14 protein-coding genes and 1 pseudogene are annotated in these 22,020 nt (G+C 55.7%); 2 read left to right on the forward strand and 13 right to left on the reverse strand.

All coding sequences use genetic code 11. The features are described 5' to 3' along the window. Positions 1–21 precede the first annotated feature (21 nt). Both FDP13_RS07865 and FDP13_RS07870 read right to left on the reverse strand, forming a co-directional pair. The gene (locus tag FDP13_RS07865) at positions 22–1,269 is read right to left on the reverse strand and encodes an MFS transporter (RefSeq protein ID WP_143839154.1); all 1,248 of its coding nucleotides are present in this window, start codon (positions 1,267–1,269) and stop codon (positions 22–24) included. Between the two features lie 227 nt (positions 1,270–1,496). Continuing rightward, positions 1,497–2,276 (reverse strand): TIM barrel protein, encoded by a 780-nt coding sequence (locus FDP13_RS07870; RefSeq protein ID WP_143839155.1) that lies wholly within the window; start codon positions 2,274–2,276, stop codon positions 1,497–1,499. 270 nt (positions 2,277–2,546) lie between these two features. On the opposite strand from FDP13_RS07870, the gene psiE reads away from it, so the two are divergent. Continuing rightward, on the forward strand, positions 2,547–2,954 hold the full coding sequence (gene psiE / locus FDP13_RS07875) for a phosphate-starvation-inducible protein PsiE (protein ID WP_012768942.1): 408 nt from the start codon (positions 2,547–2,549) through the stop codon (positions 2,952–2,954). 185 nt (positions 2,955–3,139) lie between these two features. On the opposite strand, the gene yegQ is transcribed toward psiE, so the two are convergent. From yegQ to FDP13_RS07920, 9 genes are all read right to left on the reverse strand, one after another. Beyond that, on the reverse strand, positions 3,140–4,516 hold the full coding sequence (gene yegQ, locus FDP13_RS07880) for a tRNA 5-hydroxyuridine modification protein YegQ (RefSeq protein WP_012768943.1): 1,377 nt from the start codon (positions 4,514–4,516) through the stop codon (positions 3,140–3,142). A gap of 168 nt (positions 4,517–4,684) precedes the next feature. Continuing rightward, positions 4,685–5,647: a glutathione S-transferase family protein gene (locus FDP13_RS07885; RefSeq protein ID WP_143839156.1), complete on the reverse strand. Its 963-nt coding sequence runs from the start codon at positions 5,645–5,647 to the stop codon at positions 4,685–4,687. A 127-nt stretch (positions 5,648–5,774) separates the two neighbouring features. Next, positions 5,775–6,506 (reverse strand): two-component system response regulator BaeR, encoded by a 732-nt coding sequence (gene baeR / locus FDP13_RS07890; protein ID WP_027711357.1) that lies wholly within the window; start codon positions 6,504–6,506, stop codon positions 5,775–5,777. Between the two features lie 13 nt (positions 6,507–6,519). Continuing rightward, positions 6,520–7,878: a two-component system sensor histidine kinase BaeS gene (gene baeS / locus FDP13_RS07895; protein ID WP_012768946.1), complete on the reverse strand. Its 1,359-nt coding sequence runs from the start codon at positions 7,876–7,878 to the stop codon at positions 6,520–6,522. Between the two features lie 8 nt (positions 7,879–7,886). After that, positions 7,887–9,290: a multidrug transporter subunit MdtD gene (gene mdtD, locus FDP13_RS07900; RefSeq protein ID WP_143839157.1), complete on the reverse strand. Its 1,404-nt coding sequence runs from the start codon at positions 9,288–9,290 to the stop codon at positions 7,887–7,889. A gap of 94 nt (positions 9,291–9,384) precedes the next feature. Then, the gene (mdtC, locus tag FDP13_RS07905; protein WP_143839158.1) at positions 9,385–12,474 is read right to left on the reverse strand and encodes a multidrug efflux RND transporter permease subunit MdtC; all 3,090 of its coding nucleotides are present in this window, start codon (positions 12,472–12,474) and stop codon (positions 9,385–9,387) included. Further along, positions 12,471–15,611 (reverse strand): MdtB/MuxB family multidrug efflux RND transporter permease subunit, encoded by a 3,141-nt coding sequence (locus tag FDP13_RS07910; protein WP_033576113.1) that lies wholly within the window; start codon positions 15,609–15,611, stop codon positions 12,471–12,473. The genes mdtC and FDP13_RS07910 overlap by 4 nt, the downstream gene beginning before the upstream one ends. Next, the gene (locus FDP13_RS07915) at positions 15,611–16,870 is read right to left on the reverse strand and encodes an MdtA/MuxA family multidrug efflux RND transporter periplasmic adaptor subunit (RefSeq protein WP_143839159.1); all 1,260 of its coding nucleotides are present in this window, start codon (positions 16,868–16,870) and stop codon (positions 15,611–15,613) included. The genes FDP13_RS07910 and FDP13_RS07915 overlap by 1 nt, the downstream gene beginning before the upstream one ends. A gap of 209 nt (positions 16,871–17,079) precedes the next feature. Next, entirely contained in the window at positions 17,080–18,261 is a 1,182-nt protein-coding gene (locus FDP13_RS07920) for a NupC/NupG family nucleoside CNT transporter (protein WP_012768951.1), read from the reverse strand. A gap of 258 nt (positions 18,262–18,519) precedes the next feature. On the opposite strand from FDP13_RS07920, the pseudogene FDP13_RS07925 reads away from it, so the two are divergent. After that, positions 18,520–19,480: pseudogene (locus tag FDP13_RS07925) on the forward strand (aldo/keto reductase). A gap of 480 nt (positions 19,481–19,960) precedes the next feature. Here FDP13_RS07925 and ompA read toward each other — a convergent pair. Together ompA and sulA are read right to left on the reverse strand one after the other, a co-directional pair. Further along, complete coding sequence (gene ompA, locus FDP13_RS07930) at positions 19,961–21,028, reverse strand: porin OmpA (protein WP_012768953.1); 1,068 nt, start codon at positions 21,026–21,028, stop codon at positions 19,961–19,963. Between the two features lie 364 nt (positions 21,029–21,392). Further along, entirely contained in the window at positions 21,393–21,887 is a 495-nt protein-coding gene (gene sulA, locus FDP13_RS07935) for an SOS-induced cell division inhibitor SulA (protein WP_033576116.1), read from the reverse strand. Positions 21,888–22,020 lie beyond the last annotated feature (133 nt).

Genomic DNA, 22,020 nt, shown 5'->3' on the forward strand with positions numbered 1-22,020 from the left:
TCTGCCTCCCAATGTAATGGCTTAACGGTTGTCTTGCTCTTGATATTTAAAGGAAATAAGGAAAATAAACGCGATGACGGCGGCCATCACGGCCGGGATCCACCAGAAAGTAACCCAGTTATGTACCTCGGGCGGCGTGGTCTGGCCGAGCAGCCGGTTATACAGCGCACCGGAGATTTGCGAGCCGAGCAACATGCCGATGCCGTAGGTAAACATGACGATCAGGCTTTGCGCCTGGCCTTTGACCTTGTCGCCGGCGACGCGATCGGTATAGATGAACCCGATGACAAAGAAAAAATCGTAGCAAATGCCATGCAGCAGAATGCCGAGATACAACAACCCGCGCCCACTCTCGCTGACGCCAAGGGCAAACAGCGCATAGCGGAGGAACCACGCCAGCATACCGATCAGCAGCATGTATTTAATGCCCAGGCGGCGGAACAGCAGCGGAATAATCAGCATGAAAAAGATTTCCGACATCTGGCCGAACGACATCGCCGTGCTGACGTCTTTCACGCCGAGATCCGCAAGGAATGACGCGGTGTAGGCGTAGTACGTGCCCAGTGGAATGGAAATCAGGGTGGCGCAGACGGCAAAAATCAGAAAATGGCTTTTCTTCAGCAGGGCGAAGGCGTCGGCGCAAAACAGATCGCGCAACGCCAGCGGCTGGCCTTTAGCCGGTGCCGGCGTGTGGGGGAGCGTCAGGCTATAGGCGGCCAGAATCACAGAGCACACCGCGGCAAGCTGGAAAATCATCACGCTGGCGGCCATACCGGTGACGCCGATAAAGACGCCGGCGACAATCCAGCCTATTGTGCCGAACACGCGGACCACCGGAAAGGTTTTTTCCGCACTGGCCAGACTGTGGAAGGCAATGTTGTTGGTCAGCGCCAGCGTCGGCATGTAACACAAGGTATAGGCGAACAGTAATGCGATCAGCTGTGCGCCGTTTTCACTGGCCAGCGCCTGCGGAACACACCACAGGATTACCGCGCCGGCCAGATGCATCACCGCCATCACTTTCTGCGAAGGGAAAAAGCGGTCGACCAACATGCCGAGCACAAAAGGGGACAAGATGGACGCGATAGGCCCGGCTGAGAAGGCATCCCCAATCAGCGAGGACATGTTGTGCTGCGTCATCACCAGCCCCAGCGTGACCGACCAACTTCCCCAGATAAAAAATTGCATAAACATCATCAACGACAGCCGGGGAACGAGCCATTTATGCGGTGATGTTTTTAGTTCGGTACTCATGATTGAAGAATTCATACTCTCCAGCCTTTTAAAAAGTAATCGATTACAAAATATCTTCAGGTATAAAGTAATCGATTACTTTAACGAACTCTCTGGGTTCGTTTTGGAAATGCGAGATTTATCACAGGAAACCGTGTGTCACAGGAGATATACCCGGCATACTGCACGTTGCAGGTGTGTTGGCTTTATTACCCGACCCATCTTTGGCCTCCCCTTGTCGGGCCCCGCAAGCTGCGTTCAACTCAGTCCAGCGTGAAATGCGCCCGAAACTGCGCCAGCGCCGCTGCGTCGTCTCCCAATGCCCAGCCTTCCAGTGCAATCGGCCCACGGTAATCCACGTCGCGCAATGTTCTGGCGATGTGCCGGTAATTGATCTCGCCGGTTCCCGGCTGGTGACGGCCCGGTACGTCGGCTACCTGAATTTCCCCGATGAAAGGGTGACAGCGGCGAATCAGCTCGGTGAGATTGCCTTCGCCAATTTGTGCGTGGTAGAGGTCGAGATTCATCTTCAGGTAAGGGCTATTGACGGCGAACACCAGCGCGAACGTTTCGCTGGCTTTGGCAAACGGCGTTCCTGGGTGGTCGACAGCCACATTGAGGTTTTCCAGCGTAAAGACGCGGCCATATTGTTCACCCAGTTGGGCAATGTCATGCAATGCGTTGGCGGCGTTTAACCACATACTGCCGGTGAGGGTACCGACCGGCGTGACCGGCAATCCGCCGGCATCCAGCGCGCTACCGGTAAGATTCAGATTCAGGCAATCCAACTTGTCGGCGGTGACCAGCGAGGCCCGTGCGGTTTTTAATAGCATACGGATCCCTTCGCTGTCGGTCAGGTTGCCGGCCAGAAAACCGGACATGGAGGTAAAGCGAGCGCCGGTGGCGGCCAGTGCGTCGATGTCTTTGTGCTCCCAACTCCACATTTCAACACCGAAGCCCAACGCATGAATATGCCTGACACGTTCGATGAAGGGGAGTTCAGGGAAAACCATTTCGGCACAAACGGAAAGCGGATTGTTCATGTGGTTGCGTGACCTCACGGCGGTATAGCGCATGTCATATGCCATGCATACAGGTTGATATTGGGCGGCGCTTGCTCATCACCGGCGTAACTTCGCGGATAAATTGGCGAATGGGTAAAAATATTGCATAGACAGCCCGTTCATGACCCGGTAATTTTGTGATCTGCGTCAGATTATTGCCCGTGTGGCAGGGTTAACGCTTACCGGATTTTAGGAGATTTTTTTCTGAGTCGTATTTTTTCTCTGAATAATATTGTTGGGGAGATGCTCATGGCGGGTTCAGCGCGCGCAGTCATGATTGCCAAAGGGTTACAGACTATACTCAATTTCGGCCTGTTGATGCTGGCGGTGATTCTGGTGATTTTTCTGGGCAAGGAAACCTGGCATTTAGCGACGGTGCTGCTGGTCAGCAATGAAAAAGAATCGTCGTATATGCTGATCGAAAGCCTGGTGATTTACTTTCTCTATTTTGAATTTCTGGCGCTGATCGTGAAGTATTTTCTGTCCGGTTATCACTTCCCGCTGCGCTATTTTATCTACATCGGTATTACCGCCATCGTGCGGCTGATTATCGTCGATCATAAAAACCCGGCGGATACCTTCACCTATGCCGGGGCGATCCTGATTTTGGTGATCACGCTCTATCTGGTGAATAGCCCACGCCTGAAGCGGGAATAACCCGAAAAGAAAAAGCCAGCTCAAGGGAGATTGAGCTGGCCAAGGAGGTGGTTCCTAGTAGCATTACTACGCTTATTTTTCGTTTTCTATTTTCTCAGCGCTGCAATAGTAACCAGTTAGTGATGCCATTGATGTGATCTGATTCTAAAAAAAGTCACAATTGGCACGATTTTGTCACCTTTTTGTTATTTTGCATGTGGATTACGGGTGTTGGTCCCCGGAAGATTACGCAGTAATAACGCGTATTCCAGCGCAACGTCATCCGGCACCGGCAGATACACGGTATGGCCGTCGCCCGGCGCGACATCGACAGCCTGACCTTTTTTGTTGAGCAGGGTATCGATAGTGAACCGGATGTTGCCGCCCGGCGTCATCATTTCCACGCTGTCGCCGCGGGAGAACTTGTTCTTGACCGCCACTTCCGCCAGTCCGTCGCGGCGCTCGCCGGTAAATTCCCCGACAAACTGTTGCTGGTCCGATACCGAGTAACCGTAGTCGTAATTCTGGTAATCCTCGTGGACATGGCGACGCAGGAAACCCTCGGTATAGCCGCGGTGCGCCAAGCCTTCCAACGTTTGCAGCAGCGTCGGGTCGAACGGTTTGCCGGCAGCGGCATCGTCGATGGCGCGGCGATACACCTGCGCGGTGCGGGCACAGTAGTAGAACGACTTGGTGCGGCCTTCGATTTTCAGCGAGGCAACCTGCATGTTAGTCAGGCGTTCTACGTGCTGAATGGCGCGCAGGTCGCGCGAATTCATGATGTAGGTGCCGTGCTCGTCCTCAAACGCGCTCATGTATTCGCCCGGGCGCTGCTTCTCTTCCAGCATGAAGACCTTGTCGGTAGGCGCGCCGATGCCCAGCGTCGGTTCCGGTCGGGTGTCGTCGAGTTGTGTGACCGCAATCGGTTCATGGATGTGCACGATGTTACCCACCGTGTCTTCTTTGCCTTCCTGCACGTTGTATTCCCAGCGGCAGGCATTGGTGCAGGTGCCCTGATTCGGGTCACGCTTATTGATATAGCCCGACAACAGACAGCGGCCGGAATAGGCCATGCACAGTGCGCCGTGGACGAAAATTTCCAGCTCCATGTCCGGCACCTGGGTGCGGATTTCCTCAATTTCTTCCAGCGACAGCTCGCGCGACAGAATCACCCGGCTTAGTCCCATCTGTTGCCAGAATTTCACCGTCGCCCAGTTTACTGCATTAGCCTGTACCGACAGGTGGATGGGCATCTGCGGGAAGTTTTCCCGCACCAGCATGATCAACCCCGGGTCGGACATGATCAGCGCGTCCGGATTCATTTCGACCACCGGCTGCAGGTCGCGCAGGAAAGTTTTCAGTTTGGCGTTATGCGGCGCAATGTTCACCACCACGTAAAATTTCTTGCCCAGCGCATGGGCTTCATTGATGGCTTGCGCCAGCGTCTGGTGGTTGAATTCGTTATTGCGCACACGCAGGCTGTAGCGAGGCTGGCCGGCATAAATTGCGTCAGCGCCATAAGCAAAGGCGTAACGCATATTTTTCAGCGTACCGGCCGGAGAGAGTAATTCCGGTTTAAACATGGTGTTTTCTCGAGTCTGATCACAGGTCAGGCTGTTCCCGGTTGGGAACAGTAAAGGCGGCAGATTCTAACGCCAACGGCAGGAAAAATCAGTAGTCGGCTTACAGAAAGTGCGACTATTGGAAACCGGGTCTGTTGCGGCCGGCGGTGCGCCGGCCGTCAAGGGCGATTATGCCGTGCGGATACCGGCTGATGAGCCTACCTGATAGCGCAAGTGCGGGCGCTCAAAATCCGTGTACGGCCCCTTCGGCACGATACCCGTGGGGTTGAGCCAGCGGATACTGTAATACCCGGCTTTGATATCATCCAACCTGACCGTGTCTTTGACCCCCGGCCACTGGTACAGCTCGCGCAGGTAGCCGGAAAGGTGCGGGTAATCTTCCAGCCGACGGATGTTGCATTTGAACGCGCCGTGATAAGCCGCATCAAAGCGCACCAACGTCACGAACAGGCGCCAGTCGGCTTCGGTCAGCGTGTCGCCTGCCAGATAGCGATGATGCGCCAGATGCGCTTCCACCGAATCCAGCGCTGCAAACAGGTTCGTTACCGCCTGGTCATAATGCGCTTGTGTTTTGGCGAAACCGGTTTTGTACACGCCGTTGTTGATGTTGTCGTAAATCAGGCTGTTCCAGCGGTCGATCTCCGGTTGCAGCTCCGGCGGGTAAAAGTCCAGCCGGTTGCCGGTCAGGTCATTGAACGTGTGGTTGATCAGGCGAATGATCTCCGCCGATTCATTATTGACGATACGGCCTTCTTTGCGGTCCCACAGCACCGGTACTGAAACTTTGCCGGTGTAGTGCGCGTCGCTGGCGGTATAGAGTTGGTGCAGGTAGCGTACCGGCGCGATGGTGTCGCCGGCATCCTGCGGAGTCCTGAACTCCCAACCCTGTTCGCCGATGCGGGGTTCCGCGACCGACAGGGCTATCACATTTTGCAGTTCTTTCAGGTTGCGGTAGATAATCGTGCGGGATGCCCACGGGCAAAGGTATGAGACGAATAACTGATAGCGTCCTGCTTCCGGTATGAGCGCTGTTGCACGAAACAGCGTTTCCTGACGGTGAAAGGCGCCGCTTTTGATTTCCTCGGCCGCTACATCGCCCTCGACCCATTTGCCATTGACTAATCCCGACATGCTTACCCTCATCATCATTATTATGTTGAGTGATTATGCTAGCAGCCGGTAGCGGAGAGAAAATCGCAAATTTTTAACCGAGTCGGACAGTTTCTTTGACGACGTGCCGCAGTACGCGGCGAGTCGTCTATATTTCCTGGCTGGCGGCGGCTTCCCAACGGTAGCCGATACCATAGACCGTACGGATGAACGAGGTTTCCCGGTCGAACATTTCCAGCTTGCGGCGCAGGTTTTTGATGTGGCTGTCGATGGTGCGGTCGGTCACCACCCGGTAGTCGTCATACAGATGATCGAGCAGTTGTTCGCGTGAAAAGACACGCCCCGGTTCGGCAGAGAGGGTTTTCAGCAGCCTGAATTCAGCGGGCGTCAGTTCCAGGTGGCGGCCGAGATAACTGGCCTGATAGCGATTCTGGTCGATCAGCAACGCGGGTAAGGCGTCATTCGGCAGCGGTTCGTGTTGCCAGCGGCAGCGGCGCAGCAGGGTCTTCACTCGCGCGACCACTTCACGCGGGCTGTAGGGTTTGCAAATGTAATCGTCGGCGCCGATTTCCAGCCCCAGCAGCCGGTCGATTTCGTCGGAGCGGGCGGTCACCATGATGATCGGCACGTTGGAAAAGCCGCGAATGGCGCGACAGAGCGTCAGGCCGTCACGGCCCGGCAGCATCAGGTCCAGCAGGATTAGCTGGCAAGAGTGTTCACGCACCCAGGGTTCGACCTCTTCACCCTGCGTCAGCCAGTGGGTGCGGTAACCCGATGCCTGCAGATAATCCACCAGCAATTGGGCCAGTTTGGGCTCATCTTCAACGATCAGCACCGGCGGGTTTTCATCACCGGCCGCTGCAGGAGACGATGCTGTCATGTCGATTCCTGTATCAGGATAAGTGCAACGGAAGTTCGACGGTGATTTGCACACCGCCAAGCGTGGAATGCTCAGCATACAAGCGTCCATCGTGCGCCTCAACGATATTGGCGCAAATGGATAACCCTAGCCCGGAGCCGCCGCTGGCTCGGTTGCGCGAACTTTCCGCGCGATAGAAGCGCTCGAAAATCAGCGCCAGCTGTTCGTCGCTGATGCCGGGCGCACTGTCGCGCCAGTGAATCACCAATCGTTGCGGGCGTAACTCGGTTTCTATTTCCAGTCGTCCGCCATCATCGGTATAGCGTAGGCTATTTTCCATCAGGTTGTTGAATAACTGGTTCAGACGGTCCGGATCGCCAAACACGATGGCTTCGGGATGAAAGCGGGTGGTCAGCCGGATGCTTTTGTGATGAAAACGCTCTTTGAATGCCGCTACCGACAGTTGCAGTAGTGCGGTGGCATTAACGGCCGCTTTGCGGTAAGCCAACGCACTTAAATCAGACAACGACAGTTGGTGCAGGTCGTCCACCAGTTTAGTTAACAACGCGACTTCCGCCTGCAGTGAAGAAAATGCTGCGGTATCGGGCCGCCGTACGCCATCCTGCAGTGCTTCCAGTTCGCCGCGCAACACTGCCAACGGTGTGCGCAACTCATGGGAAATATCAGCCATGAACGCGCGGCGCGATTGTTCATTTTTCTCCAGCGCCGAGGCTAACTGGTTGAAATCCTGCGCCAGCCGATCCAACTCGTCTCGCCTGCCGGCGGTGACGCGGGTACTGAAATCGCCGCCCGCCAGTTGGTGGATACCGTTGACCAGCCGTTTGACCGGCGCCAGCAAACCACGCGACATCAGCCAGGTGACTACGGCCGCCAGCAGGGTGGTAAAGGCGACAATCAGCCAACTGGTACGCTGCTGCTGGCGATCGAAACTGATGTCGGCGCTACGCGTCAGCCCTTCGACCGGTGCCGCCACCAGCCAACCCACGACCCGGTTCTGCATCATCAGCGGCTGCCAGGTGCTGCCGGCAGGCATCGAGATCGGCGGGCCTATCAGGCGGCGGCGGTTCTCGTCCGTGACCCAAAACCGGGTACGCCAACCCTGCATAGCTTCATCGTTGTTCTGCTCCATCGTTCGCAGCATCGGGAAGATGCCGCGCTCGTTGTTGTGCAGAAAATCCCAGTTGCCGTACTGTTGGTACTGATCCTCCAGCCAGCCGCGGATCTGCACCACCCGCTGTTCGTTGCCGCGGCGAATGTAATCGATAAAGCCTTTTTCGAAACTGAGCCGGACGCCGAAATGCATGATGACCAACACCAACATGCAGGTGGAAAATATCGCCAGAAACAGTCTGGCGGTAATGCCGAATCTCATCATTCACCTCATGAGGAACGTGTCAGCGTCGCCTGCTGAGCGGTATCGGGCGGCACCCGGTTGAAAATCAGCGCCGGGAGCGCCATCACCGCCACCATGCACAGATAGGTGTAAAGGAACACGCGGTGGGTTTCCGGCGCGCCGCTCACCAGATGCTGATTGGCGAAAATGCCCAGCAGCAAGCCGGCGATGGTCACGCCCATACTGGTCGAGAGCTGCATCGACATCGACATCAGGCTGTTGCCGCCACTGGCCAGGGAATCGGGCAAATCTTTGAGCGTCAGGGTATTCATGGTCGAAAAACGGATACCGTTGACCATCCCCACCAACAGTAACACTAACGGCGTCATCCAGTGCCAGTTCATCAGCGCGACCAGCGCAAACAGCAAGGTAGCCAGCGCCAGCGTCAGCGTTGAGGCGATCAACACGATACGGTAGCCGAACCGGTTGACGGTCAGCACCACCAGCCGCTTCATCCCCATGTTGCCCAGCACCAGCGGGATCATCATCATACCGGCATGAAACGGGGTGTACCCCAGCCCGATTTGCAGAAATACCGGCGTCATGAACGGCAGCATACCGCTGCCGATGCGCGCCAGCCAGCCGCCTAACAACCCGATGGTAAAGCTGCGGGTGCGGAACAGGCGCAGGTTAAACAGCGATGCCTCGTTGTTCCTGGCATTCCACCAGTAACCCAGCAGCGCCAACATGCCGGTCAGCACCAGCGCGATCAGCGCCGGCGCGGAAAACCCAAGGCTTTTCTGCCCGTCCAGCGCCAGCGTCAGCGTGCCCATCGCGATCACCAGGCAGATAAAACCCCGCAGGTCGAAACGGCGCGGCGGCATGGTGAAGTTGGGCATTAACCGCCAGGTGGCGAGCGCGCCTATCAACCCGACCGGAAGATTGATCAGGAAGATCCAGTGCCAACTGGCGTATTGCACCAGAAAACCGCCGAGCGTCGGCCCCATCAGCGGGCCTATCTGCCCCGGCAGCGTAACGAAGGTCATTGCAGCCATGTACTGAGCTCGCGGCACCAGCTTCATCACCGTCAGCCGACCTATCGGCACCATCATCGCACCGCCGACGCCCTGAATCACCCGGGAAAACAGCAGTTCATTGAGGGTGGTGGAGCGGGCGCACAGCAGTGAACCGAGGCTGAACAACATGATGGCGGAAAAGAAAATATTGCGCACACCCAGCCTATCGGCCAGCCAGCCGCTGGCCGGCAACAACATGGCGACGGTCAGCACATAAGCGACGATCACAATATGCATACGCAGCGGGCTTTCATTCAGGCTGGCGGCCATAGAGGGCAGGGCGGTGTTAACGATCGTGGTGTCCAGCGCTTGCATAAAAAAGCCGAAGGCCACAATCCACAATTGCCAGCGAACGGATGCAGGCTGATGGGTCATGCGGTATCACTCCCGGGAATATCCTGTCCCTGACAGGCGCCGGGGCGAACCCCGGCGAATGATTACAGGTACGACAATGACGGCTGAAGCGGCATCAGGCCAACGGTTCGGTATGCCCGGCCGTATCGGTACGATCACGACGGCGCCAATGCAGACGGTCAAAGAACAGGTACACCACCGGCGTGGTGTACAGCGTCAGCAACTGGCTCATCACCAGCCCGCCGACAATGGTGATACCCAGCGGCTGACGCAGTTCCGAGCCGTCGCCGTTGCTCAGCACCAGCGGCAACGCGCCGAACAGCGCGGCCATGGTGGTCATCATGATCGGGCGGAAACGCAACATGCAGGCGCGGAAAATCGCCTCCTGCGCCGACAGTTTTCCTTCCCGTTGCGCCACCAGCGCAAAATCCACCATCATGATGGCGTTTTTCTTCACAATGCCTATCAGCAACAAAATACCGATCAGCGCAATCAGGCTGAACGGTTTGTTGAACAGCTCCAGCGCCAGCAGTGCGCCGACGCCGGCAGAGGGCAGGGTAGAGAGAATGGTCAGCGGGTGGGCGACATTTTCATACAATATTCCCAGCACGATGTAGACCGTCAGGATCGCCGCGATAATCAGCACCACCTGCGAATGCTGCGATTGTTGGAACGCCAGCGCGGTGCCGGCAAATTGCCCGCGAACCGTAGGCGGCACGCCCACTGCGGTCATGGTGCGTTCGATGGCGTTGGTGGCATCCGACAGGCTGACGCCTTCCGGCAGGTTGAACGAGAGGGTCGCCGCGGCCGACAACCCCTGATGGTTAACCGCCAGCGGCGCGTTGGCCGGTTGCCAGTGAGCAAAGAATGACAACGGGATCGGCTTGCCGTCGTTGTTGATAACAAACATTTTATCCAGCGAGCTGGGGTCCTGGGTGTAAGCCGAATCCACCTCCATCACCACTTTATACTGGTTCATCGGCTGGTAAATGGTGGAAATCTGCCGCTGGCCGAAAGCATTGTTCAGCAACGCGTTGACGCTGGACACATTGATGCCAAGCCGTGCCATGGCATCACGATCGTAGACCATCATCAATTCGGCGCCCTTGTCCTGCTGGTCGGAACTGACGTCCGCCAGTTGCGGCAATTTGCTCAGCGCATCGCGAATTTTGGGTTCCCAGCTCCGTAACACCGCCAAATCATCCGACAACAGTGAGAACTGGTAACCGCCGTTAGCTTCGCGCCCACCGATACGCACATCCTGCACCGCCATCAGGTACAGATTGGCGCCCGGCTCCTTCGCCAGTTTGGCGCGCAGCCGGGTAATCACCTGCTGGGCGTTAACGTCGCGCTGGGCAAGCGGTTTCAGGCTAATAAACATTGAGCCGCTGTTGGTGCGCATTCCACCGGTAAACCCGGTGACATTATCCACCGCCGGGTCGGCGCGCACGATGGTCATGAAGTCTTGCAATTTGCGCTTCATCGCCTGGAAGGAGATGCTCTGGTCGGCCTGGATAAAGCCCATCAGCCGGCCGGTGTCCTGTTCCGGGAAGAAGGTTTTGGGAATGCTGATATACAGCCAGACGCTCAGGCCGATCGTTCCCAGCAGCACCATCATTACCCAGCGCGAGTGGTTCAACATCCAACGCAGGCTGCGTCCGTAGCCTTGTTGCAGCCCAAGCAACAGCCGGTTGAAACCGCGGGTACGCGGCTGGCTGCGGGGCGTATGAGGGCGCAGCAGGCGGGCGCACATCATCGGCGTCAGCGTGATGGATACCAACAATGAGATCAGAATGGCGACCGATAACGTAATCGAAAATTCGCGGAACAAGCGGCCGGGCAGGCCATCCATGAACAGCAATGGAATGAACACGGCGATCAGCGACAGGCTCATCGATACCACGGTGAACCCGACTTCCCGCACCCCCTGTAGCGAGGCTTGCAACGGCTTCATACCGGCTTCGATATGGCGGGAAATATTCTCCAGCACCACGATGGTGTCATCCACCACAAAACCGGTGGCGACGGTCAACGCCATCAGCGACAGATTGTTCAAACTGAAACCGCACAGGTACATGGCGGAGAAGGTGCCAATCAACGACACCGGTACGGCGATAGCCGGGATCAGCGTGGCGCGTGCGGATCGCAGGAATAAAAACACCACCAGAATCACCAGCGATACCGCGATGGTCAGCGACCGTTCCACGTCGTGCAGCGAGGCGCGAATCGTCGGCGAGCGGTCTTGCGCGACATTCAACGTGATCGAGGCGGGCAACATCGCCTGTAATTCCGGCATAGCGGCGCGGATCGCGTCCACGGTGGAGATGATGTTGGCGTCCGGCGCCCGGCGGATCAGCACCAGTACGGCGGGTTTGGCGTTGGTCATCCCAGCGTTGAGCACGTTTTGCACCGAGTCCTTCACCGTCGCCACATCACTCAGACGCACCGGCGCGCCATTGTTGTAGTGGATGATCAGCGAGCGATAGGCGTCTGCGGTTTTCAGCTCATCATTGGTCTGGATTTGGTAGTGCGTGCTGCCGCTGTCTACGCTACCGAGCGGCTGGCGCACGTTGGACTGGGCGATCGACTGGCGCACGGCGTCCAGCGATACGCCCTGATTAAACAGCGCCTGCGGGTTGAGCGCCACCCGGACCGCCGGTAACGAACTGCCGCCGATGGTGACGTCGCCGACGCCGTCGATTTGCGAGACGCGTTGCGCAATCTGGGTCGAGGCATAGTCGTACAATTGGCCGGGGCCGTAAGTGTCCGACGTCAGCGTGATTATCATGATCGGCGCATCGGATGGGTTCACCTTACGGTAATAGGGACGGGTCGGCATACTGCTTGGCAACAGGCTCTGGGCGGCGTTGATGGCCGCCTGCACGTCACGGGCCGCGCCGTTGATGTCACGATCCAATGCAAACTGCAGGATGATGCGGGTGCTGCCCAGTGAGCTCATCGACGTCATTTCGTTAATGCCGGCGATGCGGCCCAGCGAACGTTCCAGCGGTGTCGCCACCGACGACGCCATGGTTTCCGGCGACGCGCCGGGCAAGGTGGCGCTGACCGAAATCACCGGGTAATCCACCTGCGGCAGCGGCGATACCGGCAGCAACTGATAGCCGAGCAACCCGCATAGCGCTATCGCCAGCGCCAGCAACGTGGTGGCGACCGGACGATGGATAAACAGTGCGAAGAACTTCACTGTGCTTCCCCTTCCTGCGGCCGACGGCGACGCAGACGATGCGCCAGACGGTCAAACAACAGGTAAATTACCGGCGTGGTGAACAGCGTCAACACCTGGCTCATCACCAACCCGCCCACCATACAGATGCCGAGCGGACGTCGCAGCTCCGCGCCGACGCCGGTACTGAACATCAGCGGTACGGCGCTGAGCAGCGCCGCCATGGTGGTCATCAGTATCGGGCGAAAACGCAGCAAACAAGCCTGATAAATAGCCTGATACGGCGCCATTCCCTGTTCGCGTTCGGCCGCCAGTGCAAAATCGATCATCATGATGGCGTTTTTCTTCACGATACCGATCAGCAAAATAATACCGATGATGGCGATGATGTTCAGATCGCTACCCGCGATCATCAGCGCCAGCAACGCGCCGACGCCGGCGGTCGGCAGGGTGGACAAGATAGTGACCGGGTGGATAAAACTCTCATACAGCACGCCCAGTACGATGTACATCGCCACGACGGCGGCCACCACCAGCCAGATGGTGCTGGTCAGCGCCGACTGGAACGCCAGCGTGCTGCCCTGGAAGCGGGTAATGATGTCGCTCGGCAACTGCATCTGTTGCTGTGTCTGCTGAATGGCTTTTACCGCATCGCCCAATGCGTAGCCGGGGGCGACGTTGAACGAAATGGTCGTCGAGGGGAACTGGTCGATGTGGTTTATCGACAGCGGCCCCTGGCGCTCTTCCACCGTGGCGATGCTGCTGAGCGGCACTACGCCGCCGCTGCTGTTGATAAGCCGGATATCACTCAGCGCCGCCAGCCCGTTGCTGCTGTCGTGGTGCTGTTCCAACACTACCCGGTACTGGTTGGACTGGGTGTAAATGGTGGAAATCAACCGCTGACCGAAGGCGTTGTACAGCGCGCTGTCCACCTGCGACATGGTGATGCCGAGACGGCTGGCGTTGTCGCGGTTGACCTTGAGGTAGGCTACCGCGCCGCTGTCCTGCCAGTCGCTGCTGACATCCTGCAACTGCGGCAATTTCTGTAGCTCGGCGGTCAATTTCGGCACCCAGGTGCTGAGCTCATCCAGCGACATGGTTTGCAGGGTGAACTGATACTGAGTGCGGCTGACTTGCGTATCGATGGTCAAGTCCTGCACCGGTTGCAGATAAAGCTGAATGCCGGGCAGGGCGGATGTGCGCTGTTGCAGCCGTTCGATCACGCCCTGAATACGGTCGCTGCGTTCATCCAGCGGCTTCAGGTTAATCTGCAACCTGCCGCTGTTGAGCGATGGGTTGGTGCCGTCAACGCCGATAAACGACGAGACGCTTTCCACCGCCGGGTCCTGCATGATAAGCGACGTGACCTGCTGCTGTTTGTCCACCATGCCGGAGAAAGAGATGGTTTGCGACGCTTGCACGGTGCCCTGAATGATGCCGTTGTCTTGTATCGGGAAAAAACCTTTGGGGATCACGATATACAGCAAGACGGTGAGTACCAACGTACTCAATGCGACGCCGAGGGTAATCCACGGGTGATTAAGCACCCGGGTCAGGCCGCGACCATACCAGGCGATTACCGCATCAAAGAAGCGCTCGCTGGCACGAGTAAACCGGTTTTGCTGGCTCAGCGAATGGTGGCTGAGCAAGCGGGCGCACATCATTGGCGTCAGCGTCAGCGACACTACCGCGGAGATCAGGATAGATACCGCCAATGTTACGGCGAATTCGCGGAACAGGCGCCCGATGATATCGCCCATAAACAGCAGCGGGATCAGCACTGCAATCAGTGAAAAGGTGAGTGAAATAATGGTAAAGCCGATTTCTCCCGCACCTTTCAGCGCCGCCTGTAGCGGCTTTTCGCCTTTTTCAATGTAACGGGCGATGTTTTCAATCACCACGATGGCATCATCGACGACAAAACCGGTGGCGATGGTTAACGCCATTAACGTCAGGTTGTTGATCGAAAAACCGAGAAAATACATGGCGGCGAACGTCCCCACCAGCGATAGCGGCACCGCGATACTGGGGATCAGCGTGGCTACCGCGTTGCGCAGGAACAGGTAAATCACCATCACCACCAATGCGATGGCGAGGATCAGCTCAAACTGCACATCATCCACCGATGCGCGAATAGTGGTGGTACGGTCGGTGAGCAGAGCAACATCCACCGACTTGGGTAAGCTGGCTTTCAGCGATGGCAACAGGTTGCGGATATGGTCGGCGGTCGCAATCACGTTGGCTCCCGGCTGACGCTGAATATTGAGGACGATAGCCTGATTCTGATTAGCCCATGCCGCCAGATGGGTATTTTCCGCCGCCTGTTCTACCGTGGCGACGTCCTGTAGCCGTACCGGGGCGTTGTTTTTCCAGGTAATGATCAACTGGCGATAGTCATCAAGCGAACGCATCTGGTCGTTGGCGGATAGCGTTACTGAGCGCGCCGGGCCGTCAAAACTGCCTTTGGGGGTGTTGACGTTGGCCGCGGTGATGGCGGTGCGCACTGTTTCGCTGCTCAGCCCATAGGCGGCCAGTGCGCCCGGATTGAGCTTGACGCGTACCGATGGCCGTTGCCCGCCGGCCAGGGTAACCAGCCCGACACCTTCCACTTGAGCGATTTTCTGCGCGATGCGCGTTTCAATCATGTCCTGCACCTGTGTCAGCGGCAGGGCGGTGGAGGTGACCGCCAGCGTCATGATCGGCGGATCCGCCGGGTTGACCTTGCTGTAGGTCGGCGGGAACGGCAGATCGGTAGGCAGCAGATTGGTGGCGGCGTTAATCGCCGCCTGTACATCCTGTTCGGCGACATCCAGCGACAGCGACAGTTGGAACTGCAATGTGATCACCGATGAACCGCCGGAACTTTGGCTCGACATCTGCTTGAGGCCGGACATGCTGCCGAATTGGTGTTCCAACGGTGCGGTGACCGCCGAGGTCATCACGTCCGGGCTGGCGCCGGGGTACAACGTAACGACCTGAATGGTCGGATAGTCCACTTCCGGCAGCGCGGAAACCGGCAACGCACGATAGCCCACAATCCCGGCCAGCAGAATGGCGATCATCAACAACGTGGTGGCAATCGGCCGGAGAATAAACAAGCGCGACGGTCCGCCACTGTTATGCAGCGTGGTGTCCTCTGACGGCGTTGTCCCCTGCATCAGGATTTCTCCGCTTTAGGCTGAGATTTTTCACGCTGAGGCTTTTCTGTGCCGGCAGTGGATTTGGCGTCAGCCGCCGCTGGCGCCAGCACTTCTACATGCGCGCCTTCGGTCAAGCGGTCGATCCCGTCGGTGACGACTCGCTCGCCCGCGTTCAGCCCGTTGGCCACTACGGTTTGCTGGCCATACTGAATACCGGTGGTGACGAGGTGTTTACTGACTTGATCCTTATCGTTCAATACCCAGACGAAGCGCCCTTCGTTGCCCATTTGGATAGCGGAGGATGGCGCTACCACCACATTTTGCAGCGTGTCCACTTTCATCTTGATATTGACGAACTGATTGGGGAACAGCGCGTCATCAGTGTTGTCGAAACGGGCTTTTAGCTTGATGGTGCCGGTGGTGGCGTCGATCTGGTTATCCATGCTCAGCAACCGTCCCTGCGAGAGGAGACGCTGACTGGCGCGATCCCAGGCTTCCACCAGTACCGGCTGGCCGGATTTTTGTGCTTTCAGCACGGTGGGGATATCGCTTTCCGGTACGGTGAAAACGGCGTCTATCGGGTGGGTTTGAGTTAATACCAGCAGGTTTTCGGTGCTGGTGACATAGTTGCCGATATCAATCTGACGCAGGCCGACGCGGCCGCTAAACGGTGCAGTGATACGGCTGTAATCGAGTTGCAGTTGCGCGCTGGCGACCGACCCCTGATCCGATTTCACCGTCGCTTCGTACTGGCGGACCAACGATTCCTGGGTATCCAGTTGCTGGCCGGAAACCAAGCTGGTTTTAGACAGTTGCTGGTAACGAGCCAGATCCTGCCGGGCATTGATCAACAAAGCCTGATCTTTGGCTAATTGCCCCTGAGCCTGTGTCAACGCGACCTGAAATGGCCGCGGATCGATTTCCGCCAGCAGTTCGCCTTCTTTGACCTGCTGCCCTTCCTGAAAATGGATCGCCATCAATTGCCCCGCCACCCGGCTGTGTACCGTAACAGTATTGGCCGCCGTCACCGTACCCAAACCAGACAGATAGTAAGGCACGTTGGATGAAGAGGAAAACGCAGCCTGAACCGGCGGCGGAGCGGTAGAACCGCGGCGGCCACTGCCGTTGCGGTTTTGTCCCTGACGTGAGGCTTGCTGTGAGGTCGTCGCCTCGTTGGCGGATTCTGATTGTGATGGGCGAAAATAACGCCAGGCGAACAACGCCGCGGCAATAACAACAACGAGGATCAGAAAACGAAATAAGCGTGCGGCGTTCATAATTATGGAAGGAACCTCCAATCAGCACAGGCCAAGATAAGCCCATGAAACACTGAATATTATGATACTAGTTTAAACAGCGAAGGGAGGACAAAAATGGAGGAAATATGGAAGATATGTCAGGGTTTGTAGAAAAAGAATCCCCGGCGTATGAACGCCGGGAACTCTGCTGAGTGTGTTAGCGAGGTGTCATTGCCGCGACAATCGGGTTACAGCACCAGACCGGCAACGGCGGCGGACAGCAAGCTGACCAGCGTTGAACCATAAACCAGCTTCAGACCAAAACGGGAAACGGTGTTGCCCTGTGCTTCGTTCAGCCCCTTGATGGCCCCGGCGACGATACCGATCGAGGAGAAGTTGGCGAAAGACACCAGGAACACCGACAGAATACCCACGCTGCGCGGGGACAACTGACCGGCCACTTTCTGCAATTCCATCATGGCGACGAATTCGTTGGACACCAGTTTGGTGGCCATAATACTGCCCACTTGCAGCGCTTCGGCTTTGGGGATCCCCATTATCCAGGCAAACGGATAGAACACGTAACCCAGGATTTCCTGGAAGCTCAGCCCGAATACAGCGCTGAACAGCGCGTTGATAGCGGCGATCAATGCGATGAAACCGATCAACATCGCAGCAACGATAACCGCAACTTTGAAACCGGCCAGGATGTACTCGCCCAGCATTTCAAAAAAGCTTTGACCTTCATGCAGATTGCTCAGGTGCAGCTCTTTCTCTTCATTGGTGTCGTACGGGTTGATGAGCGACAGCACGATAAAGGTACTGAACATGTTGAGCACCAGTGCCGCTACGACGTATTTGGCGTCCAGCATTGACATGTAAGCGCCGACGATCGACATGGAGACGGTCGACATCGCGGTGGCCGCCATGGTGTACATGCGTTTTTCAGACATCTGTCCGAGAATGTCTTTATACGCAATGAAGTTTTCAGACTGGCCCAGAATCAGCGAACTGACGGCGTTAAACGACTCCAACTTACCCATGCCGTTGACTTTGGACAGGATGGTACCGATCAGCCGGATAATGAACGGCAGCACTTTGATGTGCTGCAAAATCCCGATCAGCGCGGAGATGAATACAATCGGGCACAGTACTTTCAGGAAGAACACAAAGCTATTGTTGCCAATATTGCCAAAGACGAAGGTTGTACCTTCACCGGCGAAACCGAGCAGCTTGTCAAACAGACCGGCAAACCCTGTTACGAAACCGAGACCTGCACTGGAGTAAAGAAAGAAATAAGCGAGCAGGATTTCAATGACTAAAAGTTGAACAATATACCTGACGCGAATGCTTTTGCGATCGCGGCACACCAGCAGTGACAGGCCGGCGACAACAATCAGGGCCAGGATAAATTGCAGAATGTTGGACATGTTTGCTCCAAATTATGATAGGGGCCGATTTTTGGACGTCATTTTATGTAACGATTGCGCTTAAAATGAGACGTAAGACGCAAAAGCAGAATTATATCGCGGAAAATAACCTAAACTAAAGCGTGGGTCTCATAGCATTCGCTTCTGTCTGAGAGAGAGTCGGGCATTTCAGCACGGCTGACTGGAAAATGCTGTGATGGAAGTTCCTCGTCCGTCACTCCGGCAGAGTAGGGAAAACCTAACCACAAGGAGAGAATCATGCCTGCATCTGACGTATTACGTGAATTAGGGCATTCAGGAATTCGGGTGCCGTTGCTGACGTTTGGCGGCAACGTGTTCGGCTGGACCATTGATGAGCCGAACTCGTTTCGCGTATTGGATGCCTTGCTTGAGCAAGGACTCAATTTTATTGATACCGCCGATGTCTATTCAACCTGGGTGCCGGGCAATAAAGGCGGTGAGTCGGAAAGTATCATCGGCAACTGGCTCAAACAGCGTGGAAACCGTGATCGGGTGATTATCGCCACTAAAGTGGGTAAGACGATGGGCGGCGATCGGCAGGGGTTGTCGGCTGGTTATATCCGTCGGGCGGTAGAGGATTCATTGCGTCGTTTGCAGACCGATTATATCGACTTGTATCAATCCCATGATGATGACCGCTCGACTCCGCTGGAAGAAACGCTGTCGGCTTTTGATGCGTTGATTCGCGAAGGCAAAGTGCGTGCTATCGGGGCATCCAATTATGCAGGCGAACGTCTGGCGCAGGCGTTGCGTCAGCAAGGATAACCATTTGGCTCGCTATGAAACGCTGCAACCGGAATATAACCTGTATGATCGACAGCACTATGAAACCACGCTGGAACCGGTGGTGAAAGCCAATGGGCTAGGGGTGATCGGGTACTATTCGCTGGCAAGCGGCTTTTTGTCCGGCAAATATCGTTCGGCCGCCGATGCGGCGAAAAGCGCACGTGGTCAGGGAGTGGTGGAACGTTATCTTAATCCGCGCGGGCTGGCGATTTTGAATGCGTTAGATCAGGTGGCGGAAGCTCACCATACTACACCCAGCCAGGTTGCGTTGGCATGGCTCATAGCCAGACCGGGCGTCACATCGCCGATAGTCAGCGCAACGTCGATTGAACAGGTCGTAGAGCTGGCTGGCGCGACGCGTCTGGCGTTGATGCCTCATGAGATTGAACGGCTAACTGTCGTCAGCGCCTGAGTGTTGAGTGCTGCCACTACGTTGATATGGCAAGCGGCTGTCCGGCACGTTGGCTTGCTTACTCGGCTCATCATCAATGGGCAACGCGTTGCGTTGTTTAACACGCCATGCATGTTGTCCTGCAACTCAAATTATTTGGGGGATAACGAACGAGCTGCTAATACTGCCCTGATCGTGGTCCGGTTCTGGTTGTCATCCGGTGTGGTGATGGCGAGTGGTTTTGATACTACCTGAATATAAACGATGAGGCATTTTAGCGCTGCCATCATTGTTTTATTCTATGAAGTACATGTGTTTATTCCAGAGTAGGATAATCCAATTGATGTCGTGCGCTTATGAGCAACAGTAAGCGTCAGGAATAAAAAAGCAGCCTCTGCATAAACAGAGACTGCTTTTTTGTCAGGGAAACAGCAGCCACTTACAACGATAGAAAACTATCTATAGGGGCCGTGTTTACCCTTAACGCGTGCTCAGCGGCAATTAAGCCTGAGGCTGAGTCACTACGTCTTTGATGCCTTTCACTTCGATCTCTACGCGACGATCCGGTGCCAGGCAGTCGATCAGCGCAGCACGTGCTTTCACGTTAGCACAGGTAGAACCGCTAACCGGGTTGGCTTTGCCCATACCACGAGCAGAGATTTTGTTAGACGGGATACCTTTGTGAACCAGGTAATCGACAACAGTCTGAGCACGTTTGGTAGACAGGGTCTGGTTGTACTGGTCGGAACCCAGACGGTCGGTGAAGCCCAGAACGACTACAGAACCATCTTTCGGATCCAGGGAGCTCAGCTGAGAGTACAGCTGGTCCAGAGAACGCTGACCTTCCGGTTTCAGAGTGGCTTTGTTGAAGTTGAACAGTACGTCAGACTTCAGGGTGAAGCGTTTGGTCTGAACAACCGGAGCTGGAGCCGGAGTCGGGGCCGGAGCAGCGGCAACGACTACCGGAGCCGGAGCAACGGTTTCCTGACCGAAACGGTAGGAAACGCCTACGCTCAGCAGGCCATTATCAGGACGGCCGCCAACGGTGGAAGCGTCGCCAATGTTGTTCACCCATTGGTAATCCAGGCGGGTTGCCCAGTTTTTGGTGATAGCGTATTCAACACCGACTGCAGCCAGCGGAGAAACACCGGTGTCGTGATCGTTCAGGCCGGAGTTGTCATGGCTGTCTGCACGCCATACGAAACCACCCAGACGAGTGTAGACGTCCACATCGTCAACAATCGGGTAGCTCAGTTTCGCTGCCAGCTGGATGCCCTGAGCTTTGAAACTACCCTGGTTGCCGCCGTTATACTTCATACGGCCCAGCCAGTCATAGCCCATTTCAAAACCCAGGTACGGGTTAGCCTGATAACCGCCGAATGCACCGGCACCCAACTGGTTCTGTGCAGCATTGGTCACGTTGTAACCATTACCGTTCAGGCCAGAATCGTGATACTGGGACCAACCCAGTTTACCGCCTGCGTACCAGGTGTTATCGTTCGGTGCGGCTTGTGCTACGGTAGCAAAGCCAGCCAGTGCCACTGCAATCGCGATAGCTGTTTTTTTCATTTTACGCCTCATTATCATCCAAATCGGCAATTAACTCTGTAAGCTAATCAGCCTTTGGTTAAAATCCTTTCTTGGAGACATTGCCCTTGGTCTAATTACGTGCTGCCAGTGAACTGGCATTATGATAAGGGCAACTCCAGCGTGCTAAAGTCTACAACGTGGGGAGAAAGTTACAAGTATGATGTGACCGACGCCATAAAAAAATCAGTCGTTCATACATAATTACTAACAAATCATGGACGATTTTGTCAGATTACCCGGATGTCTTTTAATATTAATACTCCGCAATAACACGCTAGACACCCTATTTACGGGGGCTAAAGCGAACTTCTTACCGCCTTGTAAGAAAAGTCCTAATATTCATTTAGTGATACAATCTTGAGTGAATTTTTAGTGTGGAAAAAGGTCTTGTGATTGTTTTTTCCTCTGGACGCATAATAAATCCATAGGTATTTCCATTCTGTGCCGCCCTTTGTAACCGCATTTTTTGTTCATGATTCAGTTCATCCGGTAACCAACACAATACGACGCTGTAATTACCGGTCATTAATGCTTTCTCCATGGCATCAACCGTAGCTACTGGATTGATACGGTGCAATTCGATCATTTTTTCCAGTGGCAACCCTGCCTGTTGCAGCCATAAACGGCTGAGTTTTTGCTGTGGCGACAGCCAGAGTAACCAGCGTGATTGCGTACCCAACTGTTGCAATAAAGGAAGCAGTAACGGCGTTAATACCGGATGATCATCGCCATAGACGATTTCACTGATGAAACCGCTGGAGGCGGCTTGAGGCATCGCGTTATTACTCAGGTGTGACGTGTGACAAACATGACGAGAACGGATGGTTTGAGTACGCATGATTTCTTTACCTCACAGTATTACTGTATGTGCGTACAGTATCTTTTGTGTGAGCAAAGATCAACCGGAATTTCTGAAAGCGCTTCGCATAATCGTTATGTCGTTGCCTTCATAACATTTTTTGTATTTGAAG

This window comes from Dickeya sp. ws52, from assembly GCF_007210685.1.
Lineage (GTDB): Bacteria > Pseudomonadota > Gammaproteobacteria > Enterobacterales > Enterobacteriaceae > Dickeya > Dickeya chrysanthemi.